This is a genomic window from Aliiroseovarius sp. CAU 1755 (genome assembly GCF_054482655.1).
The window spans coordinates 243,294-267,838 of sequence record NZ_JBTLRH010000003.1; the positions used below are offsets into that span (position 1 = coordinate 243,294).

Here is a 24,545-nt window from a genome sequence, read left to right on the forward strand (position 1 = left end):
ATGGCAGACAAAACCCAGCATATCATGTGGACGGCGCTTCCGAACGGCTATGAGCCGGGCAATGGATACCGCGTATCGGTTCTGGTCACACCCGAATTGACGCGTGCGCCCGCCATCCCGGCGCGGCTTGACGAATTTCCGGATCTGATCGATTGGCCGGCGACGCTGGCCGGCATGAAGTTTTCCTTTCTCTACCACAACGCGGTGATCGAAAACCTGGCCCCTGTCAGCGCACCAAGCAGCACTGTCTGGGCAGCGGTGTTCCGGCCCGATACATTCGTGCGCAGCCACCAGTTCGAAGACCGCCGCGGCACAGTGGTTCTGAGCTATCCGTTGAACACCGTGCACGATTTCGTGCGCGAAACCTATGCCAGCCTGGCATCGAGCGCGGGCACCGAATTGCCCGAAAGCACCGAGCATTTCAAGAACCTGCGCAAGCTTGCCGAGCCGCTTGCACACCCGGCTCAGGTCATAGAGGCGCTTCGCAATAAGGAAATTCCGCACGATACAAGCGATCCACGCACCGCGTGGGCATTGTTGCAGGCCTATCACCGTCCGCTTTCGGCAGAACAGACCGTCAATTACGTGAAAGACACATCCGGACCTGAAGAGGATCCCCGTGAGGACGCGCACTGGCGCACTCACAAGCTAATTGATCTTCCCAAGGAAGATGAGATCAAGGACCTGATCGATTTCCACCAGATTGTGGCCTCGACCAACCAGTATCACGGGTTCTTGCGTGATCTTGGGCTTGTGCTCGATTTCGTGCTGCCCGAAGACCACATGCCGGGCGGCGCGATGACCGACCGATTGCGGGTGCGCGTCAACTGGGCGCCGACACCCGAGGCGGCAAGTGGTGTCGAGACGGTGAAAGACACGCGCCCCTTCACCGTCACAAGGTTAGTGCCCGGCAAGGCGTTCCGCCCGGTCAATGCCTCTTCCGCGACGCCGATCATCGACGGCTATCTAGAGCTTGCAGACCACTACCGGCTCATTCAGGTCGATGTCGACGGCGCGGGCATCAAGACCAAGAACTTTGCGCAGTCTCTGATGACCATGCGGGGCGCGGCGAAACGCGAGCCTGATCCACGCGTCGGCGCGCCCGCGCTGCAGACCGGTGGGATCTTGCTGGCCGAACCGAAGCGCGCCGAAGGCCTGACCCAGGCCATTGACCGGTCAGGCAAGCATTTCGATGCTGAAACCGCAGGCGGCGACATCGACCTGTTCCAAGAGGATGTGATCCGCGGCTACCACCCGGAAATCTTCGACGAACATAGCGGCCAATGGCAGTCACTGTGCCGGCGCGACGGGTTGATCGACCTTGTCGACACCATGGCGGATATTTCGGTGAAAGATGAAGAAGGCGCGGTGCGGCTTGGCGTGACGCAGGCAGCCGATGGCAGCGACCCGGATGTGGTAAAGCTCTACGAAGGGCTTTTTGCGTGGAACGGCTGGAGCTTGTCGGCGCCACCACCGGGCTTAGGTATTCCCATCGATGATGATGCAAGTCAGGCCGAACCCCTGTCCAACAAAGCCCCGATGGGGATGCCATTCCAAGCCAATTTCACAGCACATCCAAGGTCCCTTCCAAGCTTGCGATATGGGCGCACCTACCGGATGCGGGTCCGGGTCAGCGATTTGGCGTTGAACGCGGCTGCCTGGACAACCTCAAAGACCGACCCCAAACAGGCGGTCAGCCAGCCGCTGACCTATCGGCGCTTTGAACCGGTGGAGCCGCCAGCTTTCGCATTGGGTCAGACCGGCGGCGTTGCTGAGAAACCTGGCGAGGGCGAGGCGATGGCACGGATCGCCATCCGCAGCTTCAATGAAATGCCCGCCGACAACACCGTTGCGATTGCGGCGACCGCGCGCCGGCAGGTCGTGGCCAACAGAACCTCGGTCAAACAGGCCGAGACGCACGGCATGTTGGACGATCCCGCCGGTCGGCTTAACCCGGCAAGCTACGGTATGCTTGCCGCGCTTGACGCGCCCTTGGATAAGGTCACGCTGAGCTTCGACGGCGTCGATCAAGACTATCCGGTCGCGGAAGACGGGTTTTCCCTGCCCTACCTTCCGGATCCTTTCGCCGAGAAGGTCGCGCTTCGGTTTCTGGGCCCTGCCGATGTCGGGGTGGGTGCGCTTGCCGATGTGGCCTACTACCCGACATCTGCCGCGACAGATTGGCCCAAGGCGGCCCCGTTTGAGATTGTCATCAAGGAAGATCCGGGCGCCCTGCCCTCCTTCAACAAGACAAAACGTATTCTGACCGTCCCGCTGGCCAAGGCCGATATCGTCCGCTTGCGGCTTTCCCATGTTCTCCCAAAAGGTGGGCTTGATCAGATGGGGATCTGGCAGTGGTTCGCGGATCGGTTTGGCTCGAACCCAGACCTGGTGGATCAGGTTCGCAAACTGGCGCTTGCGGGCGGCCATTGGATGCTGACGCCCTGGACCGAGATCGAACTTGTGCATGCGGTTCAGAAACCGTTGGTCCTGCCCGCGGTTCAAAAGCTCTTTGTGTCGCGCGGGCTTGGCCGGACCTATGCGCGGCTCAATTTCAACACGCCGGTTGACAGCCATTCGACGGACAAGCTCGACCTGTTTGGCCGGTGGAACGAGCCGACGGATCCGTTGAATGAAGACCAACCGCGCAACGTCATTCGCCGCGGCCATGCCAACGAACGAAAGCTTGACTATGCGGATGCGCCGGGCATGTCACCTCCGGGACGCAGCGACTATGTGCGCATCAAACACGAGTTTGGCGATACGAAATATCGGCGGGTCCTCTATCGGCTGGAGGCAACGAGTCGGTTCCGCGAATTCATGCCGGCGGCCGTCCGTGAACCGTTGGTTTCGGGTGAAACCAATCCGCAGATCAAAGTGATTTCCGACGAAGCCACCGGGTGGATTCCAAACAGCGCGCCGCCTCCGGCGCCAGAGGTGCTTTACGTGATCCCGACCTTCGGTTGGACCCGCCGCAAATCCGGCAAGTCGCGATCAAGCTGGCGCGACGGCGGCGGATTGCGGGTCTATCTGAACAGGCCGTGGTTCGTCAGCGGCCACAACGAAATGCTGGCGGTCGTGCTTCCGCCTGACAACGCGACCTCCGCCAAGATCGATGAAGAGCTCAAGTCCTTCGTGACGCAGTGGGGCACCGACCCGATCTGGTCAAGCACCAACATCGCCACCCCGTCGCCAGGGCTGGGCGCTTTCCCACTGGCCGTCAAACAGGGCCCGCTTGATCCTGCGCGCCTGCCCCAATTCGTTCCCGAAGAGGAAGCGGATCTGCCGGCAGGTCCATTCCAGCTTGATGGTCTCGTCAATCCAACGCGGCCCGGGGTGGGATCGGGTGGTTCATCCCCCTTGCCTACACCCATTCCGACCCGGCTGAACGTCGCGCCACATCTTGTCGGATACGACACCGATCGGAAACTGTGGTTCTGCGATATCGTGGTCGAACCGGGGCGCAGCTATTACCCGTTCATCCGGCTGGCGCTGGCGCGCTATCATCCGATCTCTGCCCCCGGCGCGCATATCTCGCCGATTGTAACGACTGAATTCGTGCAGCTTACCCCCGATCGGTTGGCCACGGTGGCACGCGGGACCGGCAGGGTTCTGAATGTTGGGCTTTATGGCCACGCCTACTTAAAGGGTCCGGCGGCAAGCGGATCCACGTCGATCGTAGGTCGCAGAAGTAATCCGGTGGTCAAGATCAGCGTCGAGTTGCTTGATGAAACGCTTGGCCCGGATTTCGGTTGGTCGGAGTTGACATCGGCTGTGGTGAAGAAAAAAAGGGCCAGCCGCAGCGCCCCGTCAGGCGACAAAACGCTGGATCGCGATGGATCACGGGGAAAGAAATCTGCAATGACCCTCGCGGCGCGTGCAGAGGAACTGCTCGCAGCTCGCGATTTCACGGCTATCCTTGCGAACCCCGACTTGGTTGCGTTGTTGCGCCCGCCGGCGATCTGGGAAGGGACCGTGACGCTGCCGAAGCAAATGAAAAGAGGCTCCAAGCTGCGTCTGGCCATTCGCGAATACGAACCCCACCGCGTCGATACTGACCATGTATCGGTCCCGAAAGGCGCCCCCGATCCGCGCCTACGCCTTGTCTATGCGGAGTTCATCAAAGTTTGATCCATTGAGCGCCGGCGGTTGGGTCGCTTGGGCCCCGGTCCTATCAACATCATCGGATAGCCCGCCCGTGCCACGAACGGTGCGCACTCGAACACCCCCAACCAGCGCAGAGGCCCGCGCGGTCAAAACGCGACGTCAATTTCAAATAAATGGGAAAAGCACCTTCTGGGTTAATTGAATAACCCTCACTCTCCTTATATGTGTAGGGTGATTGAAAATGAGCTTTCGCGGTTGTGCAATCTGCAACCGTAAAACAGCCAAAATTGTCCCTAGCGGGAAACGGGTAATGAAACACACCATGGTGATCAAGCCAACAACGCTGGTGCTTGGGGAACTGAGCGCACAAACCACATCTGCCTTTCAATTCGAAGGCTTGGTGCAGCTTTCCTGCGATGAGATTACGCAATTGGATCGCAGCGCCTTTGAGGCGCTTGCGCCCAAAGTGGTGCTGTCACCCCTGTTTTGCGAGGGATTGGACTGTATCGACTTTGGTCAGTTTTTGACCGACATGAAATTTGACGGTCGCTATCTGATCCTTGCCGACGATCTGCCCAATCCCACGATGATTTCGCGCGAATTTAAGCAGCTTTACCCGACCCTTGAATTCGAGATTCTGACGACGAAGGAAATTTTCGCGCGTCTGGATCGGTAACGCCAAGCTGCGATCAATAGATCAGTTCATGTTCGTCCCCACCGACGCTGTCATAATACCGCGACAGATAGTTCAGAGCCACGCGAAGCATGTATTTACCCGACCGCGCAGGCATCGCCATGTCCGCCTCGATCCGCTCCATGCCCTTTTCGTGACAACACACAGCGATCGCAATCTGGCCAAGTTCCGGCCCAAGCGCCTGCATTGCGCTGGCGAACCGTTTGCGGGCGTCCAGTTTGCGGTCTGACGGATGCGTGGTTGTCAGTGCCGATCTGACCGCATCTTGAAGCCTGTCCCATGTGGCAATGCCGCTCAGTTCAAACTGCCCCAGAGCGAAATCACGGTGCAGGCGTTCGGCGGCACTCACAAGTGTCGGCGCAAGGTAAGGTTGCCCACGCCCGGTCGACCGCCCCAGCACCCGCACCGGGCTGTCAGCACCAATCGGACGCCCGGACCGCGTTCTTGCCTTGGCCGCCTTTGCCGCACCGACAAAGCTGGCGCCGTCCGGAATGCCCGAAAACCCGGTTGAGGCTTCGGCGAACCCAGTCGCGCGCCCTTCTTGTTGTGCCAACATCTTGTTGAGCGCAAGTCGCCCCTCGGTGGTGATGTGATAGCGCACCACCCGACCCGACGCGCCGCCTTCGATCCAACCGCGCAATGCCATGACCTCGACAATTTCGGTCGGACCCTTGGCCACCGTCAGCGGGTCGCCGTCGTCTCGGGCGCACAACACCACGGCGGTGTCGACACCTTGGCTGACGGCCATGACGGCCCGGTCTTTCATCATGGCCCGCAACAGGCGCACCATATGTGGGGAAACAGTGTCGTCTGCGTCCGGGTCAATCGGGGCCGCGGTGGCATAAACAGGCTGGCCGTCGCGCACCCCTGCCCCCAGTCGTGTCAGCAGGGCATCGACCAACGGATCATCACGCAGAGATTCGGTCTTTCGCACCTGTCTGAGCACCGTCGAGGCGTGCACCCCCATGTCGCGGGCAAGGGAACGAATGGAGGCACCCTCTTCCGTGTGTTTCAGGTAAAGATGAACCTCATCGGGCAGCCACCGAACCATTTCATTGCTTTCGATCCCCGATGCCATCGCATTCTGCATAGAAGCCCCTTCCAATTGGCGTTCCGTGGACACACGACATCCCGACGCGCAACCACAGGTTGTGTGATAGCCGGTAACGAGTATCATTTGATTGGTTACCGGTTCGTTAATTGACCGTTGTCCAGACCAGTTTTGTTATTGCTTTGGCAATATTTGTTAAAGCGACCGTGCGCCGGAGGGGTTCGAACGCAACACCCGGTAAGGTTGAGTAATAGTCAGCGGGAATCACTGAAAGGGTATCCCATGACTGACGCAACATCACTTCTCAAATCACTTCGTCGCCCCCGTCTTCTGGTGCGCGCCGCCCGCTTCGGGCTGATGGATTACAACCGCGATAGGGATTTGAAAAAGCTTATGAAAACGCCTGCGACGCCCAGCCCGGCAAGGGCCATCGACGGGCTGTTGCAGGAAGAAGCACGGCTAGAGGATACACGGAAAGCCGGCGACGCCTCTTATTCCGTGTCCCACCATGTCGAGGTGCTGATCGCGCTGATGGCCGAAATGCGTCTGCTGCCAAAAGGGCCACGGGCGGTCTGAACGCCCCAAGACCGGTAAGAGGATCGTTAAATCCTCTTACCGTGTTCTTAATGTTGTTGAACAAAACCGGAACGGTTGAGGCTCAGCTAAAGGCGTCGGGCATCGAGTCCTTTTTTTCCTGAACGTAGTCGCGAAGCCCATCGGCAATACCGGGGTCAAGGGCGGGTTGTTGATAGTCTGCCAACAACTTCTCCACGCGGATCGAGGCCAGCGCTTGCGTGTCGCGCGCGCCTTCTTCGTCCCAGGTTTCAAACGGCTTGTAATCCAGCAGTTCGGTGCGCCAGAACGCTGACTTAAAGTTCGCCTGCGTATGGGCGCAGCCAAGATAGTGTCCGCCCGGCCCAACCTCGCGGATGGCGTCCATCGCTTGCGCGTTCTCGTCGACCGCAATGCCCTGGGCCAAATGGTGCAAGGTACCCAGTTGGTCAGCATCCATCACGAATTTCTCGAAGCTGGCGACCAGACCGCCCTCCAGCCAGCCGGCCGCATGCAGCATGAAATTCACGCCGGACAGCAGCCCCGTGTTCAAGCTGTTTGCCGTTTCATACGCCGCCTGTGCGTCAGGCAGTTTCGATCCGTTGAACGACCCGGCCGACCGGTATGGCAACCCTAGCCGGCGGAACAATTGCCCGGCCCCATATGTGATATGGGCTGCTTCGGGTGTGCCAAAGGTTGGTGCGCCAGAGTTCATGTCGATCGAGGACACGAACGCCCCCGCAATGACCGGCGCGCCTTTGCGCACCAACTGGCTATAGGCCACACCCGCGAGCACCTCGGCCAGAACCTGTGTCAGCGTGCCAGCCACTGACACCGGCGCCATCGCGCCGCCCACGATGAAGGGCGAAATGATCGAGGCTTGGTTGTTGGCGGCAAACACCTCCATCGCGCCCATCATCACATCGTCATATTGCATGGGCGAGTTGATGTTGATGAGCGACGTCATCACCGTGTTTTGCTGCACGAAGTCTTTGCCGAAAAGAATCTCGGACATCTCGACGCTGTCTTGCGCGCGTTCAGGCGCGGTCACCGACCCCATATAGGGCTTGTCAGACAAGGTCATGTGGGCGAGCAGCATATCAAGGTGGCGCTTGTTCACCGGCACATCTGTCGGTTCGCACACGGTGCCGCCGGAATGGTGCAGCCATTTGGACATGTAACCCAGCTTCACGAACTTGCGGAAATCCTGCATCGTTGCATAGCGGCGCCCCCCGGCGGCGTCGCGCACAAAGGGCGGGCCATAGACGGGGGCGAGCACCAGATTGTTGCCGCCAATTTCAACGGATCGTTCGGGATTGCGGGCATGCTGGGTAAACTGGCTGGGCGCCGTTTTGCACAACTCACGCGCCAAACCACGCGGAATGCGCACCCGTTCCCCGTCAACATCGGCCCCCGCCTCTTTCCACCGCTCAAGCGCGGCCGGGTTTTCGACGAAATTGACGCCGATTTCCTCAAGCACCGTTTCGGCGTTGTATTCGATGATCTCCATCGCCTCTTCGTTGAGGATTTCGAGATTGGGAATGTTGCGCGTGATGAATTTCGCGCATTCGATGCGAACAGCGGTGCGTTCAGCGCGACGAGCAGCGCCGCCGCCCCCGCGACCACGACGGGTGGGTGCCTCGGTCATGGTAATCCTCCAAAATGTCCTGTTGATTTGTGAATATCCCGCGGCCCCCGCTAAATCCGCTCGCAAGCGTCCTTCAGGGGGCAAAAGCGACATCGGGCGCTGAAAGCCACAAAAAAATGCCGGATGGTTGGTGTAGATACGCGTGCGGGACTTGCTTTGCCCCGGCCCCTGCCCTAATCCGACGACATGACAGATCAAAGCCACGACCGCCTTCTTATCATCGACTTCGGCAGCCAGGTGACGCAACTTATCGCGCGCCGCCTGCGCGAGTTGAATGTCTATTGCGAAATTCACCCCTACCAGAAGGTCACGATGGATTTCGTGCGCGAGATGGCCCCGAAAGCGGTGATCCTGTCGGGCGGACCAGACAGCGTGACCCGCGAAGGGTCACCACGCGCGCCGCAAGAAATTTTCGACTATGGCGTGCCCATCCTTGGCATCTGCTATGGTCAGCAGACCATGATGACCCAGTTGGGCGGCAAAGTGGAAAGCGGACACGGCACAGCCGAATTCGGCCGCGCCTATGTGACCCCCAGCGCCAAGCTCGACCTGTTGGACGGCTGGTTTGACCAGGGCGTTGAGCAGGTCTGGATGAGCCACGGCGACCATGTCTCTGAAATCGCTCCGGGTTTTGAGGTTTATGGCACCTCGCCCAACGCGCCCTTCGCGATCACCGCCGACGCCAGCCGTCATTTCTATGCGGTGCAGTTCCACCCGGAAGTGCACCACACACCAAAGGGCGCGAAACTTTACGAGAATTTTGTGAAACTGGCCGGGTTCACGGGCGACTGGACCATGGATGCCTATCGCGACGAGGCGATCCGCGTCATTCGTGAACAGGTCGGTGACAAGAAAGTGATCTGTGGCCTGTCCGGCGGGGTCGACAGTTCGGTCGCCGCGGTGCTGATTCACGAAGCGATTGGCGATCAGCTGACCTGCGTTTTCGTCGACCACGGGTTGCTGCGCAAGGGCGAGGCGGAAGAGGTCGTCACCATGTTCCGCGACCACTATAACATGCAGCTGATCCACGCGGATGAGCAGGAGCTGTTTTTGGGCGAGTTGGACGGGCAATCCGACCCGGAAACCAAACGCAAGATCATCGGCAGACTGTTCATCGACGTGTTCCAGAAACATGCCGACCAGATCGAGGGCGCAGAGTTTTTGGCCCAAGGCACGCTTTACCCGGACGTGATTGAAAGCGTCAGTTTCTCGGGCGGCCCGTCGGTTACGATCAAATCGCACCATAATGTCGGCGGCTTGCCGGAAAAGATGGGCCTGAAGCTTGTCGAACCACTGCGCGAGTTGTTCAAGGACGAAGTGCGCGCCCTGGGGCGTGAACTTGGCCTGCCGCAAAGCTTCATCGGGCGCCACCCCTTCCCCGGCCCCGGTCTTGCCATCCGCTGCCCCGGAGAGATCACCCGCGCCAAGCTTGACATTCTGCGCGAGGCCGACGCTGTCTATATCGACCAGATCCGCAAGCACGGTTTGTATGACGAGATCTGGCAGGCGTTCGTCGCGATCCTGCCCGTGCGCACCGTGGGTGTGATGGGCGATGGGCGCACCTATGATTATGCCTGTGCACTGCGCGCCGTCACCTCGGTGGACGGTATGACGGCGGACTACTATCCGTTCAGCCATGAATTTCTTGGGGAAACCGCAACCCGGATCATCAATGAGGTCAAGGGCATCAACCGCGTCACCTATGACGTGACCTCGAAGCCACCCGGCACGATTGAGTGGGAATGACCCCGCAAGTATGCCCCTGTTAGAGTGACCATATTTGCGTTGTCCAAGCAATCCCGCGACACTCCAATGTTCATCCTAAAGCAGTATTACTGCTTGCAACTCGCTTCAAGCGGGTGGCATGATGGATGTGCAAAGACCAGCAAGCACGCAACATTCTGCGCGGGTAGAACCCTTATGAAGTCACGTTTGACCAGGATCGTTACCTTTGTCACATCACGACTCCGGGGGCGGATGGTTTTGAAGTTTCTACAGAGATATCAAAGCGTTCCCTTGGTGCACCGGATCACACGGTTTTTTGATCCAAATTACATCCGGAAGGTTTCCGTCTTTCACTACCAACCCAAGCTTGCCATGTTGACCTGGCAGGGAACGCGGTTGTGGGTTGATGTGAACGATCACATCGGTTTTCGCAGCTTCATCCGCCAAGAACCGTTCGAGATGATGGTCCACACCATCGCCACGAAAATCGGTATTACCGAAGGTGACGTCATTCTGGACATCGGTGCCAATATTGGCACCGCGAGTGTGCCAATCTGTCGAGAAACCGGGTGTGAACTTGCTGCGATCGAGGCCTCAAAAGACACGGCGTCCCTCTTGCTCAAGAATATCGCGCTGAACCAGATTAAGGCGCATGTGGATATCGTGGCGTTGACGTCGCAGGCTGATGACGGGGCATTTCTGAAGCTCTATTTGCGCGATGGCAACCGCGGCGCGAATTCATTGCTCGCGGATTGGAACCCGTCAAAGGCGGACGCAACATACGAGCTTGCTCCGGCGACCACGCTTGATCGCTATATTGACGGCGCAAGGTATGCGGCGCGGATCGCCCTGATCAAAATTGACGTCGAGGGTGCCGAGCTTGACGTCATCAAGGGCGGTCAAAAGTTTCTGGCGTCAAACACAGCACCCATCTTGATTGAATACCGGGTCGATGCAGGTGCGAAGGTGCGTGACATGCTGGCGCAGGCGTTGGATTTGATGGCCGAAAGATATGACGTTTTCGGGCTGGATACCGCGGGAAACAAAACCATGTTTGACCCGACAAAACCCTATGAAAACATCCTGTTCGAACCCAAGACGCAAGGCGCATAGTCGTAAGCCGCGGTCACGACCCTTCTTGTCAATCTATGTGGCTTCGGTATGGTCCGCTCATGCCAAAGATACGCCTGTCAGGTCATATCGAAGTCCCCAAGGGCCGGATTGCCGCGATCAGATCGGCGCTCCCCGCCCATATCGCTCTGACCCGAGCGGAACCGGGTTGCTTGGCCTTCGACGTCACCGAGGATGAAACCCGGCCGGGCCGTTTCGATGTGAGCGAACTGTTTGCCTCACGCGAGGATTTTGACGCCCATCAAACCCGCATGACATCAAGCCCTTGGGCCAAAATCACAAAGAACATCCCGCGTCATTATAACATCGAAGAGGTCGTCTCGTGACACCGACCCTGCGCGCCGCGTTCTGGATGACCGGGGCGATTGCATCGTTCACGGCGATGGCCGTGGCCGGGCGCGCGGTCAGTCACGCGTTGGATACATTCGAAGTGATGCTTTACCGGTCGTGCGTCGGGGTCGTGATCGTGGTGGCAGTGCTCGTGGCGACAAGGCGACAACACGAGGTCAGAACCAGCAATCTGCGTCTGCACTTGTTGCGCAATGCGGCCCATTTCGCCGGGCAGAACCTTTGGTTTCTGGCTTTGACGCTGATCCCGCTTGCACAAGTTTTTGCCCTGGAGTTCACCTCGCCCTTGTGGGTCGCCGCCCTCGCCCCGGTTTTGCTAAACGAGCGCCTGACGGGCACAAGGTTGCTGACAGCACTGATCGGTTTTGTCGGCATCCTGATCATCGCCCAACCTTGGGCGACGGGCGGTTTGTCGGTTGGAGTGACCGCTGCGGGCTTGTCGGCCATCTGTTTTGCGCTGACCGCGCTGGCCACGCGAAAACTGACGCGGGCGGAAACGACGTTGTCCATCCTGTTCTGGCTGACCGCCATCCAACTGGTGTTTGGCGTGATAACGGCAGGGATCGACGGCGACATTGCATGGCCGACGCTGGCCCTGACCCCTTGGCTTTTGTTGATCGGCGGGGCGGGTCTGCTTGCTCATGCCTGTTTGACGACGGCCCTGTCGCTTGCGCCCGCCTCGGTTGTAATTCCGATGGACTTTGCAAGACTGCCGGTGATCGCGGTGATCGGCGCCTTGCTTTACGGTGAAAGCGTTGGCGTATCTCTGATCGTCGGGGCGGGCTTTATCATCGGGGCGAACCTGATCAATCTGCGCGCTGAGCACCGCGCCTCAGGCTGACCCGGCCAACTGAACTGTCCTGCCGCGTGTTTCAGACCCAAAAAAGCGTGTCCTTCCCACATCGTTTCAAAAGTTATGAACGGCTGAACCTTATCTGACCCAAGGTAACGATTGACCAAGATCAGGCGCGCCAAATAGCTTAAATTTCATGTAGCAGCTACATTCAGGACAGTTTGTGTCTCAGGGAGGAATGATGAACAAACTTACACTCACGACAGCCGCGTTGTTTACGGCAGCAGCGACGGGCGCGCATGCCGGGATTGACCGGTCCAATCAGGATATCTCGATCCTGTTCGAGGAAGGCAACTACCTGTCGTTCTCGTTTGGCAATGTCAGCCCGACAATCGAAGGCACCGGCGCAGGCGTCTTTCCGATTTCGCAATCGGCAACCGACTTTTCGATGTTCGCGATGGGTTACAAAGCCCAGCTGAACGATCAGATCAGCCTTGCGTTGATTTGGGACCAGCCCTACGGCGCCGACATCAACTATATTGACGCCCCTCTTGCGCCGGGCATGGCGAAAGTGGACAGCTCGGCTTTGACCGGCATCTTGCGCTATGAAATGGGCAATGGCTTCTCGGTCCATGGTGGTTTGCGTGCTCAGAAAGTGTCCGGCGACATCATCTCGTCCCTTGGTGCTTTGTCCGCAACCAGCGGCACCGAATGGGGTGGCCTGGTCGGTGTGGCTTACGAAAAGCCCGAGATTGCCCTGCGCGTCGCGCTGACTTATTTCACCGCTGTTGATCACGAACTGACCGGCGTGCGCGCCGTGCCGGGCTTCATTGACCCGGTCACTGGCTCGGTGGAAATGCCCGAGGCGATCAACCTCGACTTCCAAACGGGTATCGCCGAGAACACGCTTTTGTTCGGGTCGATCCGTCATGCCAAATGGGGCGGTATCTCGCTCGACACCACGGGCGCACTTGGCGACGCGACCTGGGTGACCTTTGACGAGGACGTAACCTCCTACAAGCTCGGCTTGGGTCGTCGCTTGAACGAAAACTGGTCGGTTTCGGCTTCGCTGGGCTATGTTGATGGCTCGGACACCGGCACCACGTTCCTGGCACCTGCCGGGGCGGCCACGTCGATTGCACTGGGCGCAAAATACACCCAAGGCAATTTCGACATTTCGGGCGGTGTCCAATACACCAAATTTGACACCAAGACCGTCACATCAGGCGGCCTGCCGGTCGTCTATGACGATGGTGATGCCGTGTCCTTCGGTGTGAAGATGGGCCTGCGTTTCTAATCGAACGACGCCACAGAAGACCTGAAACGCCCCGTGCTCGTCGCGGGGCGTTTTGCATAGAGCACATCGCCCGGTTTCCTGATGAGAAGCATTTGACCCGCCCGTTCCTGCCCCTTACCAAGAGGCGAAGAGAAACTTGGTGAATGACATGCTGTATCAAAGCTCGGACGACTGGCATAACGCCCCGCACAAGCGGGTGCTGTTCTTTGGTATGTCCGGTCTCGGTAAAACCTATCTTTCCAATATGTTGCGTGATCAGGGTGATTGGTTTCACTATTCAATCGATTACCGGATTGGCACGCGTTACATGGGCGAACACATCGCCGACAATTTCAAGGCCGAGGCTATGAAGGTGCCGTTCCTGCGCGACCTTCTGTTGTCGGATTCCATTCGGATCACCTCGAAGATCAGCTTTGACAATCTCAGCCCCGTTGCGACCTACCTTGGCAAGCCGGGCAGCCCTGCAAAGGACGGCGTCCCGATTGCTGAGTATCGGCGCAGGCAGGACCAGTTCAAGCAGGCCGAAATTTCGGCGCTGATGGACACGGCCGCCTTCATTGAACGCGCTGAAAAGATTTATGGCTATCCCCATTTCATCTGTGACACCGGTGGCTCCATTTGCGAATGGATTGACCCCGCCTTGGGGGAGAATGATCCCCTGCTCGAAGAACTTGGCCGCCATTGCCTGTTGATCTGGTTGCGCGGCGACGACGCCCACAGCCAGGAATTGGTGCGCCGCTTTGACCGTGCGCCAAAGCCGATGGCTTATCAGCCCGCGTTCCTGGAACGCGCCTGGGCGGATTATCTCAATGAAATGAAGCTTGAAGCGTGCGATGTTGATCCAGACGCCTTTATCCGCTGGACCTATGCGAAAGCCTTGGAACACCGTCAGCCCTTGTATCAGCACATGGCGCGCTATGGCATCACGCTTTGCGCCCACGAGGTTGCTGCAATCAAATCCCCCGAGGATTTCGATCGAATGATCGCCGCGGCCATTGACGCTGCCTGATCTGGACCTAACTAGTTATTAACACGCAATTCCAAGGACTTTTGCCATGCCAATTAAGATCCCCTCGTCTCTGCCGGCCGCTGATGTGCTGACGGAAGAGGGCGTTATGGTCATGTCAGAGGATCAGGCGGCCAAACAGGATATCCGCCCGATGCGGATTGCGCTTTTGAACCTGATGCCCAAGAAGATCGAGACGGAAACGCAGTTTTCACGCCTGATCGGGGCGCACCCGTTGCAGATCGAACTGACGCTTTTGCGCCCGTCCGAGCACACGTCCAAGACCACCAGCCAGGCCCATATCGGAGCCTTCTATCAGCCGTGGCAAGAGGTGCAGGATCAGAAATTCGACGGGCTGATCATCACCGGCGCGCCAATTGAGCATATGCCGTTCGAACAGGTCACCTATTGGGATGAGATCAGCCAGATCTTTGACTGGACCCAGACCAATGTGCATTCGACCTTCGGCGTGTGTTGGGGGGCGATGGCGATGATCTATCACTTCCATGGGGTGGCGAAACATATACTGGATGCCAAGGCTTTTGGTTGTTTTCCGCAGCGAAACATGGACCCGGCATCGCCCTATTTGCGAGGGTTTTCAGACAGTTGTGTCGTTCCAGTTAGCCGCTGGACCGAAATGCGTCAGGCCGAGATCGACGCCGCAAACGGTTTGACCACGCTTCTGGGGTCGAACGAGGTTGGTCCCTGTCTGGTCGAAGATAAAGCCCATCGCGCGCTCTATATCTTCAACCACTTTGAATACGACACGGCCACCTTGAAAGGTGAGTATGACCGCGATGTCGCCAAAGGCGTGCCGATCAATGTGCCGATCAACTACTATCCAGATGAAGACCCCAGCCGGATGCCCGTCAACCGGTGGCGCAGTCACGCCCATTTGCTGTATGCCAACTGGATCAACGAGATGTATTTGACCACGCCCTTCGATATCGACCAGATCGGGTCCAGCGTCGAAGATCGCCGTGGGTGATGTGACCAAGCCCTCGCACCGATTGCCATTGCGAGGGCTACGTCCCATACTGTCGTGAAATCAGGAGTTTGCGCATGTCCCTGCCCTTCGAAGGTGCCATATCAGAGTTCTACACAAAGACCGCTCCGGCGTCTGTGCGCGAGGCAATCAAGGGCGCTGGCAAGAAGCAGATCTTGTCCGACAGCTATCCCTATGAAACGCTGATGTCCAAATCGGACTATGAGGACGAAATCGAGGCGCTTCAGCTTGAATTGGTGAAATTGCAAGCGGACGTAAAGGCCACGGGCAAACGTGTCGTGGTGGTGTTCGAGGGGCGCGACGCCGCAGGCAAAGGCGGCACCATCAAACGGTTTCGCGAAAACCTGAACCCCCGCGTCGCGCGGGTTGTCGCCTTATCCAAGCCCTCGGACCGTGAGGCGGGCGAATGGTATTTCCAACGCTATGTGCGTGAACTGCCGTCGGCGGGTGAAATCGTTCTGTTTGACCGCAGTTGGTACAACCGCGGCGTGGTCGAAAAAGTGTTTGGCTTTTGCGAGGACGACCAGCGCGCGGCCTTTTTCCGGCAACTGCCGGAGTTTGAGGACATGCTGGTTGATGAGGGCATTCATCTTTTCAAAATCTGGCTGAATGTCGGTCGCGCCGAGCAATTGAAACGCTTCTTGTCGCGTGAAAAAGACCCGTTGAAGCAATGGAAGCTGAGCTGGATTGATGTCGAGGGGCTGAAGCGCTGGGATGAGTATTCGGACGCGATCAAGGAAACCTTCGAACGCAGCCACCGTCCCCGCGCGCCCTGGACGGTGATCCGCTCAGACGACAAGAAACGCGCGCGGTTGGCGGCGATCCGGTCCGTCTTGCAACATATTGATTATGCGTCGAAAGATGGAAACGTCGCGCATGCGCCCGATGACAAGATCTGTGGCGGACCCGAGATCTGGGATGGCTAAACGCGGCTATCATCACGGCAATCTTCGCCAAGCTCTGGTCGATGCGGCCTTGGCCTTGATCGAAGAAAAGGGCCCGACCGGTTTCACCCTGTCAGAAGCGGCGAAACAGGCGGGCGTTACGCCGGCAGCCGTCTATCGCCACTTTGCCGGCCGCGAGGATCTGATCGCCGAGGCGGCGCGGCAGGGGTATGAGATTTTCGCAGACCTGATGGAATATGCCTATGACAAGGGCAAGCCATCTGCGCTTGCCAGTTTCGAAGCAACCGGGCGGGCTTATCTTGCCTTTGCCCGCAAGTATCCCGGCCATTATGTTGCGATGTTTGAAAGCGGTGTCTTGATCAATCAATCGCCCGATCTGGCGTTGGTTGCGGGGCGTGCGATGGGTGTGCTTGAAAAAGCCGCAGCAACGCTGACCGAGAATATTCCCGAAGACAGGCGCCCGCCGTCACGTATGGTCAGCGCCCATATCTGGGCAATGAGCCACGGGGTGGTGGAGCTGTTCGGGCGTGGCAGTCCGGGGCAAAAAAGCCCCTTTCCACCCGAGGATCTTCTGGAATCCGGAATTGGCGTTTATCTGCGCGGCTTAGGACTGATCCAGACCGACGAATAGCGCGAAAACGCCATGGCGCGCAGGTGTCAGGCCAACAGCTTGTGACAAAGCTCCAGCCCCTCGATCAGCCGGTCCACCTCGTCTTTGGTGTTATAAAGCCCGAAAGAGGCGCGCGCGGTCGCAGAGACGCCCAGATGTTCCATAAGCGGTTTGGCGCAATGGTGACCCGCCCGCACGGCGATGCCCTTTTTGTCGAGGATGGTCGAGATGTCATGCGCATGCGCGGCGCCCTCCATCGTAAACGAAAAGATCGCAGCCTTTCCCGGTGCGGTGCCCTGGACATTCACCCAATTCAGCCCGGTCAGACGTTCGCTTGCATAGGCGGCCAGCGACGCCTCGTGGGCGGCGACGTTTTCCATACCCAGATCCATCAGATAGTCCAGCGCGGCCCCAAGCCCGATGGTCTGCACGATACCGGGGGTGCCGGCCTCGAATTTCAACGGCGGCTCCGCATAGGTCACCCGGTCCTTACACACCTCGTTGATCATGTCGCCACCCCCCAGAAAGGGTTGCATCTCGGCCTGACGGTCAGCCCGCACATAGATCGCGCCGGACCCGGACGGGCCATAAAGCTTGTGGCCGGTAATGGCGTAGAAATCGCAGCCGATATCCTGCACATCGACCGGCATATGCACAGCCCCCTGCGAGCCATCCACCATGACGGCAACACCGCGCGCGCGCGCGCCGGCGCAGATCGTTTTCACATCGACCACCGTGCCGAACACATTCGAACATTGCGTGACGGCAATCAGCTTGGTGCGCGGGGTGATCGCGTTCAGAACCTTGCTTGGGTCAAGCGACCCATCCGGTTCCGGGTCGATCCATTTCAGCACAACCCCTTGGCGTTCGCGCAGAAAATGCCACGGAACGATGTTGGCGTGATGCTCCATCGTCGACAGAATGATTTCGTCGCCCGCGCCCATGCGTGGCGCAGCCCACCCGTAGGACACCATGTTGATGCCCTCAGTGGTGCCGGAATTGAAGATCACCTCGTCCTCGGACCCGGCGTTGAGAAACCTTGCCACAATGCCACGCACGGCCTCGTATTTCTCGGTCGCGAGGTTGGACAGAAAATGAAGCCCCCGGTGAACGTTCGAGTATTCCTCGGCGTAAGCGCGGGTCACGGCATCGATAACCACCTGCGGTTTTTGCGCCGATGCGCCGTTGTCGAGATAGATCAACGGCTGACCGTTGATCTGACGCGACAGGATCGGGAATTCAGCCCGGACTGTATTGATGTCGAACATCTGCGGAACTCCGGTCAATTGGGGGCAGGCAAAGTGACAGGTTCAACGCCAAGAAGAACCAGAACGAAAGACAGGGCAAAGATCGCGACAGTCATGAACAAAAGGATCGACACGAACACCAAGCCGGTCGAGGCAAAGCCGTGGCTTTCGGCCGTGAACTGGCTCAGCACCCAGAAAAACATGATCGCAGAGCCTAGCATCGTGATCATCGCAAGTCCGGGGGCGAACAGGGTCAGGATCAAGGTCAGAAGCTGAAGACCGAGAAAGATGAACTCCATCCAGACCACTGTGGTTATGGCGTCTGACAGAGTTCCCTGCCCGCCAAACATGCGCCCGATCAGATAGATTGCCCATGCCAAACCGAACATGAAAACCGCTTCGATCAGGCCAAGAAGGATCGGGCTGGACAAAAGCGGCCCCATCTGCGCGGCATCGACCGGGAAAAGCAGACCGGCAAAAACGCTGATCGCCGTGGCCAGAACGACCATCAGGGTCAGCGCCGTCCACAAGGTTTCACGCGGCAGGTTGAGGTTGAACAGGTCACGGGCGACCTTGCGCGGCTCGGGCACCGTTTGCAGGGCCATGCCGAAAAGATATCCGGGTTCAAATCGCATTGGTTACACCTTAGCCCCGCGTTCTGCTTCGCGCAGGTTTATCGTCCAAAACAGGAGAAAAGCAAACAGCGCGGCGATACCGGTTACGGTCATCTGCACACCCGGCCCCATGAACCCGGCCACAAGCCCCCACAGCAGCCAAAGCGGCGTCGCACATAGCAAGGCCCAGAACAGCGCGAACCGAGCGCCATAGCTGCTGCCCTGCCCGCCCAGAACGCGCGCGGCAATATGGCTTAGCGTGCCCAAAGCATAAAGCACCAGCGGCATGATGAAGATCCAGGCCAGCAAGGTGGCCCCCATCAGCATGTTCAGCTCTTCGCCGGTTTCATGAGCCTGACGAGCCAACCGGGGCATCTGCGCCGCAAACACCAGCAAACAGGCGCCCATCAGAACCGCAAGCGCACGATCTTCGCGCGGCCCGATGCCCAAGCGGCGTTGAAACACCGCACGCGGCGCGCGGTAGCTTCTTAGCACGTCCTGAATGACTGACATGGGCGCCTCCGGGCCAGGTTAGCCGCGCCGCCGCGCAAGCCAGGCGTCCAGACGGTCGATGATCTCGGCGGCGACCGCCTCATCCTCGATTTCCTCGATCGCATCGGCCAGAAAGGCCAGCACAAGCAGGTCGGTGGCGATATGCGTCGGCACGCCGCGCGAGCGCAGGTAAAACAGCGCCTCTTCGTCAATTGCACCCGATGTCGAGCCATGGCTGCACGCCACATCATCGGCATAGATCTCAAGCTCTGGCTTGGCCAAGAACTGCGCGTCGTCGTCCAGCAAAAGCGACTGCGATTTTTGATACCCGTCGGTTTTCTGTGCGCCGGGCTTCACAAGAATCTTGCCTTGGAAGACGCCCTTTGCGCCGTTTTTCAGGACCTTCTTGAACACCTGACGGCTTTCACATGACACCGCATCATGGGTCACGAAAACCGTGTCGTCATGATGAAAATCACCCGCCGCGCCATCGCCAAGCGCAGCCCCTGCCACATGTGCAATGGCATCGTCGCCAACAATGTCGATAATGCACTCATTGCGCGTCAGCTTGCCGTTTACAGTCATCGTGAAGCTTTTGAACACAGCGCCCGTATCGACGCGCGTGAACATATGCGTCACCGCCTGACGGTCATGGTCGCGCCCCTGCGCGCGCACGTGGTGAAATTCAGCGCCCGGGCCGATATCAACCTCGGTCACCTTTGAAAGGCGCGCAGCTGCTGCGCCGTTTTCCAGCAACGTCAGTTTCGCCCCTTCTTCCAGCCGCACCACATTGTGCAAGATCGCGTCGGAATTCGCATCCTTGTGCTGGTAGATCAAGCTGACGGGTCGGCTCACCTTGCCGGTGACACGAATGACCACACCATCGGTGGCCATCGCGGTGTTATGGGCCGCCAACGGGCGCACGACGGGGGTTTGCCCCTTGGTTTCCAGAACCCCGTAAAGGTCTTTGGCCCAATGAATGTCTTTCCCGGCCGCACTGGCAAGGCGTTCAATCTCAAGCCCTTCGCCGTCAAGCTCGTCCGAGGCGTCCGCGTCAAACACACCGTCCACAAAGACGATCTTCAACCGGTCAATCGCATGGAAAACCAGGCTTTCGCCCACATAGTCGAACACCTCGGCCATGTCGGGCGTGGCCGAGATCAAGCTGTCAGGGCGAGTCCATTTCCAGTATTCGTCGCGCCGTGTAGGCAGACCCATATCTGCCAGCCGCGCGGCCGCATCAGCGCGAGCCTCCGCAGCCCAAGCGCCGGACACCGGGCGTGCATCGGCACTGATCAGTGCAGGTGCTTTTTTGGGGGCCGTGTTCATGCCTCGACCTCCATCTCGGCAAGGATGTCGGCGTAGCCGTTGTTTTCCACCTCAAGCGCCAGTTCGGGACCGCCGGATTTCACGATGCGGCCATCGGCCATGATATGCACGACGTCCGGTTTGATGTGATCCAGAAGGCGCTGATAGTGGGTGATCACAAGGAATGACCGACCTGCGTTGCGCAGCGCGTTCACGCCTTCGGACACCAGCTTCATCGCGTCCACGTCCAGACCAGAATCGGTTTCGTCCAGAATGCACATCTTGGGTTCCAGCATCGCCATCTGCAGGATCTCGTTGCGCTTTTTCTCACCGCCCGAAAAGCCCACATTGACCGGACGTTTCAGCATGTCGGCGTCGATTTTCAGCTCTTTCGCCTTGGCACGGATGAATTTCAGGAAGTCGGCGGCCGACATTTCCTCTTCTCCGCGCGCCTTGCGCTGCGCATTCACGGCGGTGCGCAGGAAGGTCATGTTGCCAACACCGGGAATTTCCACCGGGTATTGAAACGCCAGAAACAGGCCAGCGGCGGCGCGTTCTTCGGGGTCCATGTCCAACAGGTCTTCGCCGTCCAGCGTGGCACCGCCTTCGGTCACCTCATAGCCGTCACGGCCCGACAACACGTAAGACAGCGTTGACTTGCCCGAGCCATTGGGCCCCATGATTGCGTGCACTGACCCAGCGGGCACCTCAAGGTCGACCCCTTTCAGGATACGCTTGTCTTCTTCTTCAAGTTTGACGTGCAGGTTATTGATTTTCAGCATTTTTATATCCTTACGAAACAGTGACAGCCGTGCCCGAGGCCGACACCATCAGCATATTGTTGATCACTTCATAGTCGAGGTCCACGCCCACGACCGCATTGGCGCCCATTGACGCCGCTTGTTCTTCCATTTCGGCCAGCGCTGTGCGTCGCGCCTTGCCCAGTTCTTCTTCATACGCGCCCGAGCGCCCGCCCACGATGTCACGCACCTGTGCAAAGATGTCGCGAAAGATGTTCGCGCCCAAAATGGCCTCGCCCGTGACGATGCCGTGATATTTCACAATGGGATGGCCTTCGACCGAGGGGGTTGTTGTGACAATCATTCGAAGTGCTCCAATTCAACCTGCCGCATCACCGCCACCGATCAAGAACAGCGAGCGCACCGCGCGCCGTGAGCCAGCCAAGGAAAATACCCCCGCCGACCCAATACATCGGGTTCAGTTGGTCCAATTTGTGCAGGTTTACATAGATGATCCCCGCTAAACCGCCGATCGCCGGAAACACGTATGGAATGACGGTCTCGAAACCCTCAAGGATCGCTCTCATCTTGCTTTGCTGTTCCATCGACTTTCCTCTGACTGACGCACCGACCGGGAGTTTCTATCCCACCGATCCTTCCAGCGAAATCGCCACGAGCTGTTGCGCTTCCATGGCAAATTCCATCGGCAGCGCCTGCAGAACTTCCTTGGCAAACCCATTGACGATCAGGGCCACGGCCTCTTCTTCGTCCATGCCCCGCTGGCGGCAATAGAACATCTGTTCTTCATCGACTTTTGAGGTGGTCGCCTCATGCTCGACCCGCGATGAGTTGTTCTTCACCTCGATGTAAGGCACGGTGTGCGCCCCGCATTTGTCGCCGATCAGCAGGCTGTCGCACTGGGTGTAATTGCGCGAGTTCTTGGCGTTCGGGTGCATCGACACGAGGCCGCGATAGGTGTTCTGCGCTACGCCTGCCGAAATCCCCTTGGACACGATCCGAGATTTTGTGTCGCGCCCCAGATGGATCATCTTGGTGCCGGTGTCGGCCTGCTGGTGGTTGTTGGTGATTGCGATGGAATAGAACTCGCCCTGGCTTTCGTTGCCGCGCAGGATGCAGGACGGGTATTTCCACGTCACGGCCGAGCCTGTTTCGACTTGCGTCCACATCACCTTTGACCGGTCGCCCCGGCAATCGGCGCGTTTGGTCACGAAGTTGTAAATGCCGCCCTTGCCGTTTTCATCACCGGGATACCAGTTCTGAACCGTCGAGTATTTCACCTCGGCGTCTTCTTCGATGATGATTTCGACCACGGCGGCGTGCAGTTGTGCAACGTCGCGCTTGGGGGCCGTGCAGCCCTCAAGATAGCTGACGTATGATCCTTTGTCGGCGATGATCAGCGTGCGCTCGAACTGGCCGGTATTTTCCGCGTTGATGCGGAAATAGGTCGACAGCTCCATCGGACAGCGCGTGTTGGGCGGGATGTAAACGAACGACCCGTCCGAGAAGACGGCCGAGTTCAGCGTCGCATAGTAGTTGTCCGACACAGGAACGACAGACCCGAGGTATTTTTTCACCAGTTCGGGATGATCACGGATTGCTTCCGAGATTGAACAGAAGATGACGCCAGCCTTCTTCAATTCCGCTTGGAAGGTCGTGCCGACAGAGACAGAGTCAAACACCGCATCTACGGCCACCTTGCGGCCTTCGGCCGGCACGTCTTCGGCGCCTTCAACGCCGGCAAGGATCATTTGCTCTTTCAGCGGGATGCCAAGTTTTTCGTATGTCGCCAACAGCTTAGGGTCAACGTCTTCAAGTGACTTCGGCTTCACTTCCATCGACTTCGGGCGGGCATAGTAATACTGGTCCTGAAAGTCGATTTCGGGATAATCCAGCAGGGCCCAGTCGGGTTCGACCAGCTTTTGCCACCGTGCAAACGCCTCAAGACGCCATTCGGTCATCCATGCTGGTTCTTCATTCTTCTCAGAAATCAGGCGCACAATATCGGTGGTCAGCCCTTTGGGGGCGTATTCCATCTCGATATCGGTTTCCCAGCCGTATTTATACTTTCCGGCCAGCGATTTCACCGCTTCGACGGTTTCCTCTTCAACGCCTTCTTTGACGTTCACCTCATCTACACCGGCCATGTCACCCTTTCACCGACCGCACACGCCTTAACGGCCCCGCGCCCGGAATTTTTCATATTCACGGCTCCAGGCATCTGCAAATGCCAAAGCCTCGTCTTCGCTCGTATCAGGGCCAAGCGAGACACGCAAAGCGCATCCCGCTTGTTCCCGGTCAAAGCCCATTGCAGCAAGTGCTGCGCTGGTTTTTACCTTCCCGGATGAACAGGCCGACCCTGCGGAAACCGCAAAACCGGCCAGGTCCATCACCATCACCTGTGTCTCGCCCTTCCAGCCCGGAGTAACGAAGCACGAGGTGTTGGGAAGCCTGTTCGCGTCTTTCCCGACAAAAATAGTCTCTTTTGCCGATTCCGCAATGGTGTTTTCTAGAATCTTTCTAAGTTTTTCGACGCGCCCCACGACACCCTGCTCCAGATCAGACTGAGCCGCACGAGCGGCGGCCGCAAATCCCGCAATGCCCACAACGTTTTCTGTCCCGGAGCGGCGGCCCATTTCTTGCCCGCCTCCCTTGATCTGCGCGGCGATCTCGGTGCCTCGTTTGACCACAAGCGCGCCAACCCCCTTTGGCCCACCCAGCTTGTGCGCCGAAACAACCGCCATCGTGGCACCGCACCAGTTAAAGGCGAACGGGATCTTGCCAATGGCTTGCGTGGCATCCGTCAGGAACAAGCCTTCGGGCAGCGTCTGGATTACCCCGGTTTCAGAGTTCGCCAGTTGAAGGGTCGACGTGGCGGGATCGACGACCGTTACCGTCCCGTTTCCATCCACAGCCAAACGTTCGTCACACCAAGACCGCACCGCATCATGTTCGATCCCTGCGCAGGCGATCCCTTTGCCAGCCAGCGCCAGCGCCGCCGCTTCGGTCGCGGACGAGGTGAAGATCACGTCTGCCCCATCGGCCCCGAGCGCGGCAGCCACATCTTTACGTGCCTGCTCGATCAGCCCCTTCGCCGCACGTCCCTCTGCGTGGACGGAAGACGGATTTCCGACCAGATCCATCGCCGCAACCATTGCCGCCTTGGCTTCCGGTCGCAACGGGGTTGTCGCATTCCAATCTAGATAGGTCCGGCCCACCGGCATCACCTCGTGTTGTAAGACGAATTTCATAG

23 protein-coding genes are annotated in these 24,545 nt (G+C 58.5%); 12 read left to right on the top strand and 11 right to left on the bottom strand.

Features of this window, described 5'->3' with window-relative positions; all coding sequences use genetic code 11:
• Together ACXYMP_RS13145 and ACXYMP_RS13150 are read left to right on the top strand one after the other, a co-directional pair.
• Positions 1-4,131 (top strand): hypothetical protein, encoded by a 4,131-nt coding sequence (locus tag ACXYMP_RS13145; RefSeq protein ID WP_458906866.1) that lies wholly within the window; start codon positions 1-3, stop codon positions 4,129-4,131.
• A gap of 286 nt (positions 4,132-4,417) precedes the next feature.
• Positions 4,418-4,783 carry a hypothetical protein gene (locus ACXYMP_RS13150; protein WP_458906868.1) on the top strand — a complete coding sequence of 122 codons (366 nt, stop codon included), beginning with the start codon at positions 4,418-4,420 and terminating at the stop codon, positions 4,781-4,783.
• A 13-nt stretch (positions 4,784-4,796) separates the two neighbouring features.
• Here the strand turns inward: ACXYMP_RS13150 and ACXYMP_RS13155 are convergent, their stop codons facing one another.
• Positions 4,797-5,891: a DUF6456 domain-containing protein gene (locus tag ACXYMP_RS13155; protein WP_298566770.1), complete on the bottom strand. Its 1,095-nt coding sequence runs from the start codon at positions 5,889-5,891 to the stop codon at positions 4,797-4,799.
• 243 nt (positions 5,892-6,134) lie between these two features.
• Between ACXYMP_RS13155 and ACXYMP_RS13160 the strand changes: the two genes are divergently transcribed.
• Positions 6,135-6,428, top strand: coding sequence for a DUF6477 family protein (locus ACXYMP_RS13160; protein ID WP_298566769.1), 294 nt, complete (start codon positions 6,135-6,137; stop codon positions 6,426-6,428).
• A gap of 82 nt (positions 6,429-6,510) precedes the next feature.
• Here the strand turns inward: ACXYMP_RS13160 and ACXYMP_RS13165 are convergent, their stop codons facing one another.
• Positions 6,511-8,052 (bottom strand): trimethylamine methyltransferase family protein, encoded by a 1,542-nt coding sequence (locus ACXYMP_RS13165; protein ID WP_298566768.1) that lies wholly within the window; start codon positions 8,050-8,052, stop codon positions 6,511-6,513.
• Positions 8,053-8,238: 186 nt separating this feature from the next.
• Here ACXYMP_RS13165 and guaA point away from each other — a divergent pair, with 186 nt between their 5' ends.
• The 9 genes from guaA (at position 8,239) to ACXYMP_RS13210 (ending at position 16,894) form a co-directional block, all read left to right on the top strand.
• The gene (gene guaA, locus ACXYMP_RS13170; RefSeq protein WP_298566767.1) at positions 8,239-9,798 is read left to right on the top strand and encodes a glutamine-hydrolyzing GMP synthase; all 1,560 of its coding nucleotides are present in this window, start codon (positions 8,239-8,241) and stop codon (positions 9,796-9,798) included.
• 273 nt (positions 9,799-10,071) lie between these two features.
• A complete protein-coding gene (locus ACXYMP_RS13175) occupies positions 10,072-10,890 on the top strand; it encodes an FkbM family methyltransferase (protein WP_458906871.1) in 819 nt (272 codons plus the stop codon).
• Positions 10,891-10,949: 59 nt separating this feature from the next.
• A complete protein-coding gene (locus tag ACXYMP_RS13180) occupies positions 10,950-11,234 on the top strand; it encodes a putative quinol monooxygenase (protein ID WP_298566765.1) in 285 nt (94 codons plus the stop codon).
• Positions 11,231-12,097: a DMT family transporter gene (locus ACXYMP_RS13185; protein ID WP_458906873.1), complete on the top strand. Its 867-nt coding sequence runs from the start codon at positions 11,231-11,233 to the stop codon at positions 12,095-12,097. The genes ACXYMP_RS13180 and ACXYMP_RS13185 overlap by 4 nt, the downstream gene beginning before the upstream one ends.
• Positions 12,098-12,290: 193 nt before the next feature.
• Positions 12,291-13,346 carry an OmpP1/FadL family transporter gene (locus ACXYMP_RS13190; protein ID WP_298566762.1) on the top strand — a complete coding sequence of 352 codons (1,056 nt, stop codon included), beginning with the start codon at positions 12,291-12,293 and terminating at the stop codon, positions 13,344-13,346.
• A gap of 148 nt (positions 13,347-13,494) precedes the next feature.
• Complete coding sequence (locus ACXYMP_RS13195; RefSeq protein WP_458907350.1) at positions 13,495-14,355, top strand: ATPase; 861 nt, start codon at positions 13,495-13,497, stop codon at positions 14,353-14,355.
• A gap of 46 nt (positions 14,356-14,401) precedes the next feature.
• Positions 14,402-15,340, top strand: a complete 939-nt coding sequence (gene metA / locus ACXYMP_RS13200; RefSeq protein ID WP_298566761.1) for a homoserine O-acetyltransferase MetA — start codon at positions 14,402-14,404, stop codon at positions 15,338-15,340.
• A gap of 74 nt (positions 15,341-15,414) precedes the next feature.
• The gene (gene ppk2, locus ACXYMP_RS13205) at positions 15,415-16,284 is read left to right on the top strand and encodes a polyphosphate kinase 2 (RefSeq protein ID WP_298566760.1); all 870 of its coding nucleotides are present in this window, start codon (positions 15,415-15,417) and stop codon (positions 16,282-16,284) included.
• The gene (locus ACXYMP_RS13210; protein WP_298566759.1) at positions 16,277-16,894 is read left to right on the top strand and encodes a TetR/AcrR family transcriptional regulator; all 618 of its coding nucleotides are present in this window, start codon (positions 16,277-16,279) and stop codon (positions 16,892-16,894) included. Before ppk2 ends, ACXYMP_RS13210 begins: the two co-directional genes overlap by 8 nt.
• Before the next feature lie 26 nt (positions 16,895-16,920).
• Here the strand turns inward: ACXYMP_RS13210 and ACXYMP_RS13215 are convergent, their stop codons facing one another.
• The 9 genes from ACXYMP_RS13215 to ACXYMP_RS13255 are packed head-to-tail and all read right to left on the bottom strand — an operon-like array spanning position 16,921 to position 24,510.
• Complete coding sequence (locus ACXYMP_RS13215) at positions 16,921-18,141, bottom strand: cysteine desulfurase (RefSeq protein WP_458906877.1); 1,221 nt, start codon at positions 18,139-18,141, stop codon at positions 16,921-16,923.
• 14 nt (positions 18,142-18,155) lie between these two features.
• Entirely contained in the window at positions 18,156-18,755 is a 600-nt protein-coding gene (locus tag ACXYMP_RS13220) for a YIP1 family protein (RefSeq protein ID WP_298566757.1), read from the bottom strand.
• A gap of 3 nt (positions 18,756-18,758) precedes the next feature.
• Complete coding sequence (locus tag ACXYMP_RS13225; RefSeq protein WP_298566755.1) at positions 18,759-19,247, bottom strand: YIP1 family protein; 489 nt, start codon at positions 19,245-19,247, stop codon at positions 18,759-18,761.
• Positions 19,248-19,265: 18 nt separating this feature from the next.
• Positions 19,266-20,555: a SufB/SufD family protein gene (locus ACXYMP_RS13230; RefSeq protein ID WP_458906880.1), complete on the bottom strand. Its 1,290-nt coding sequence runs from the start codon at positions 20,553-20,555 to the stop codon at positions 19,266-19,268.
• Positions 20,552-21,316, bottom strand: coding sequence for a Fe-S cluster assembly ATPase SufC (sufC, locus tag ACXYMP_RS13235; protein ID WP_298566753.1), 765 nt, complete (start codon positions 21,314-21,316; stop codon positions 20,552-20,554). The genes ACXYMP_RS13230 and sufC overlap by 4 nt, the downstream gene beginning before the upstream one ends.
• A gap of 10 nt (positions 21,317-21,326) precedes the next feature.
• On the bottom strand, positions 21,327-21,638 hold the full coding sequence (locus tag ACXYMP_RS13240) for a heavy metal-binding domain-containing protein (RefSeq protein ID WP_248362943.1): 312 nt from the start codon (positions 21,636-21,638) through the stop codon (positions 21,327-21,329).
• 28 nt (positions 21,639-21,666) lie between these two features.
• Positions 21,667-21,879: a hypothetical protein gene (locus ACXYMP_RS13245; protein WP_248362944.1), complete on the bottom strand. Its 213-nt coding sequence runs from the start codon at positions 21,877-21,879 to the stop codon at positions 21,667-21,669.
• 36 nt (positions 21,880-21,915) lie between these two features.
• Entirely contained in the window at positions 21,916-23,439 is a 1,524-nt protein-coding gene (gene sufB / locus ACXYMP_RS13250) for a Fe-S cluster assembly protein SufB (RefSeq protein WP_298566751.1), read from the bottom strand.
• Positions 23,440-23,466: 27 nt separating this feature from the next.
• Positions 23,467-24,510, bottom strand: a complete 1,044-nt coding sequence (locus ACXYMP_RS13255; RefSeq protein WP_458907352.1) for a cysteine desulfurase family protein — start codon at positions 24,508-24,510, stop codon at positions 23,467-23,469.
• Positions 24,511-24,545 lie beyond the last annotated feature (35 nt).

Excerpts from the sequence above, each read along its gene's own strand:
- guaA (WP_298566767.1), top strand. The coding sequence starts at position 8,239 with ATGACAGATCAAAGCCACGACCGCCTTCTTATCATCGACTTCGGCAGC.
- ACXYMP_RS13215 (WP_458906877.1), bottom strand. The coding sequence starts at position 18,141 with ATGTTCGACATCAATACAGTCCGGGCTGAATTCCCGATCCTGTCGCGT.
- ACXYMP_RS13245 (WP_248362944.1), bottom strand. The coding sequence starts at position 21,879 with ATGGAACAGCAAAGCAAGATGAGAGCGATCCTTGAGGGTTTCGAGACC.
- sufB (WP_298566751.1), bottom strand. The coding sequence starts at position 23,439 with ATGGCCGGTGTAGATGAGGTGAACGTCAAAGAAGGCGTTGAAGAGGAA.
- ACXYMP_RS13150 (WP_458906868.1), top strand. The coding sequence starts at position 4,418 with ATGAAACACACCATGGTGATCAAGCCAACAACGCTGGTGCTTGGGGAA.
- ACXYMP_RS13155 (WP_298566770.1), bottom strand. The coding sequence starts at position 5,891 with ATGCAGAATGCGATGGCATCGGGGATCGAAAGCAATGAAATGGTTCGG.
- ppk2 (WP_298566760.1), top strand. The coding sequence starts at position 15,415 with ATGTCCCTGCCCTTCGAAGGTGCCATATCAGAGTTCTACACAAAGACC.
- ACXYMP_RS13160 (WP_298566769.1), top strand. The coding sequence starts at position 6,135 with ATGACTGACGCAACATCACTTCTCAAATCACTTCGTCGCCCCCGTCTT.
- sufC (WP_298566753.1), bottom strand. The coding sequence starts at position 21,316 with ATGCTGAAAATCAATAACCTGCACGTCAAACTTGAAGAAGAAGACAAG.
- ACXYMP_RS13165 (WP_298566768.1), bottom strand. The coding sequence starts at position 8,052 with ATGACCGAGGCACCCACCCGTCGTGGTCGCGGGGGCGGCGGCGCTGCT.
- ACXYMP_RS13240 (WP_248362943.1), bottom strand. The coding sequence starts at position 21,638 with ATGATTGTCACAACAACCCCCTCGGTCGAAGGCCATCCCATTGTGAAA.
- ACXYMP_RS13195 (WP_458907350.1), top strand. The coding sequence starts at position 13,495 with ATGCTGTATCAAAGCTCGGACGACTGGCATAACGCCCCGCACAAGCGG.
- ACXYMP_RS13220 (WP_298566757.1), bottom strand. The coding sequence starts at position 18,755 with ATGCGATTTGAACCCGGATATCTTTTCGGCATGGCCCTGCAAACGGTG.
- ACXYMP_RS13145 (WP_458906866.1), top strand. The coding sequence starts at position 1 with ATGGCAGACAAAACCCAGCATATCATGTGGACGGCGCTTCCGAACGGC.
- ACXYMP_RS13210 (WP_298566759.1), top strand. The coding sequence starts at position 16,277 with ATGGCTAAACGCGGCTATCATCACGGCAATCTTCGCCAAGCTCTGGTC.
- ACXYMP_RS13180 (WP_298566765.1), top strand. The coding sequence starts at position 10,950 with ATGCCAAAGATACGCCTGTCAGGTCATATCGAAGTCCCCAAGGGCCGG.
- ACXYMP_RS13230 (WP_458906880.1), bottom strand. The coding sequence starts at position 20,555 with ATGAACACGGCCCCCAAAAAAGCACCTGCACTGATCAGTGCCGATGCA.
- metA (WP_298566761.1), top strand. The coding sequence starts at position 14,402 with ATGCCAATTAAGATCCCCTCGTCTCTGCCGGCCGCTGATGTGCTGACG.
- ACXYMP_RS13190 (WP_298566762.1), top strand. The coding sequence starts at position 12,291 with ATGAACAAACTTACACTCACGACAGCCGCGTTGTTTACGGCAGCAGCG.
- ACXYMP_RS13225 (WP_298566755.1), bottom strand. The coding sequence starts at position 19,247 with ATGTCAGTCATTCAGGACGTGCTAAGAAGCTACCGCGCGCCGCGTGCG.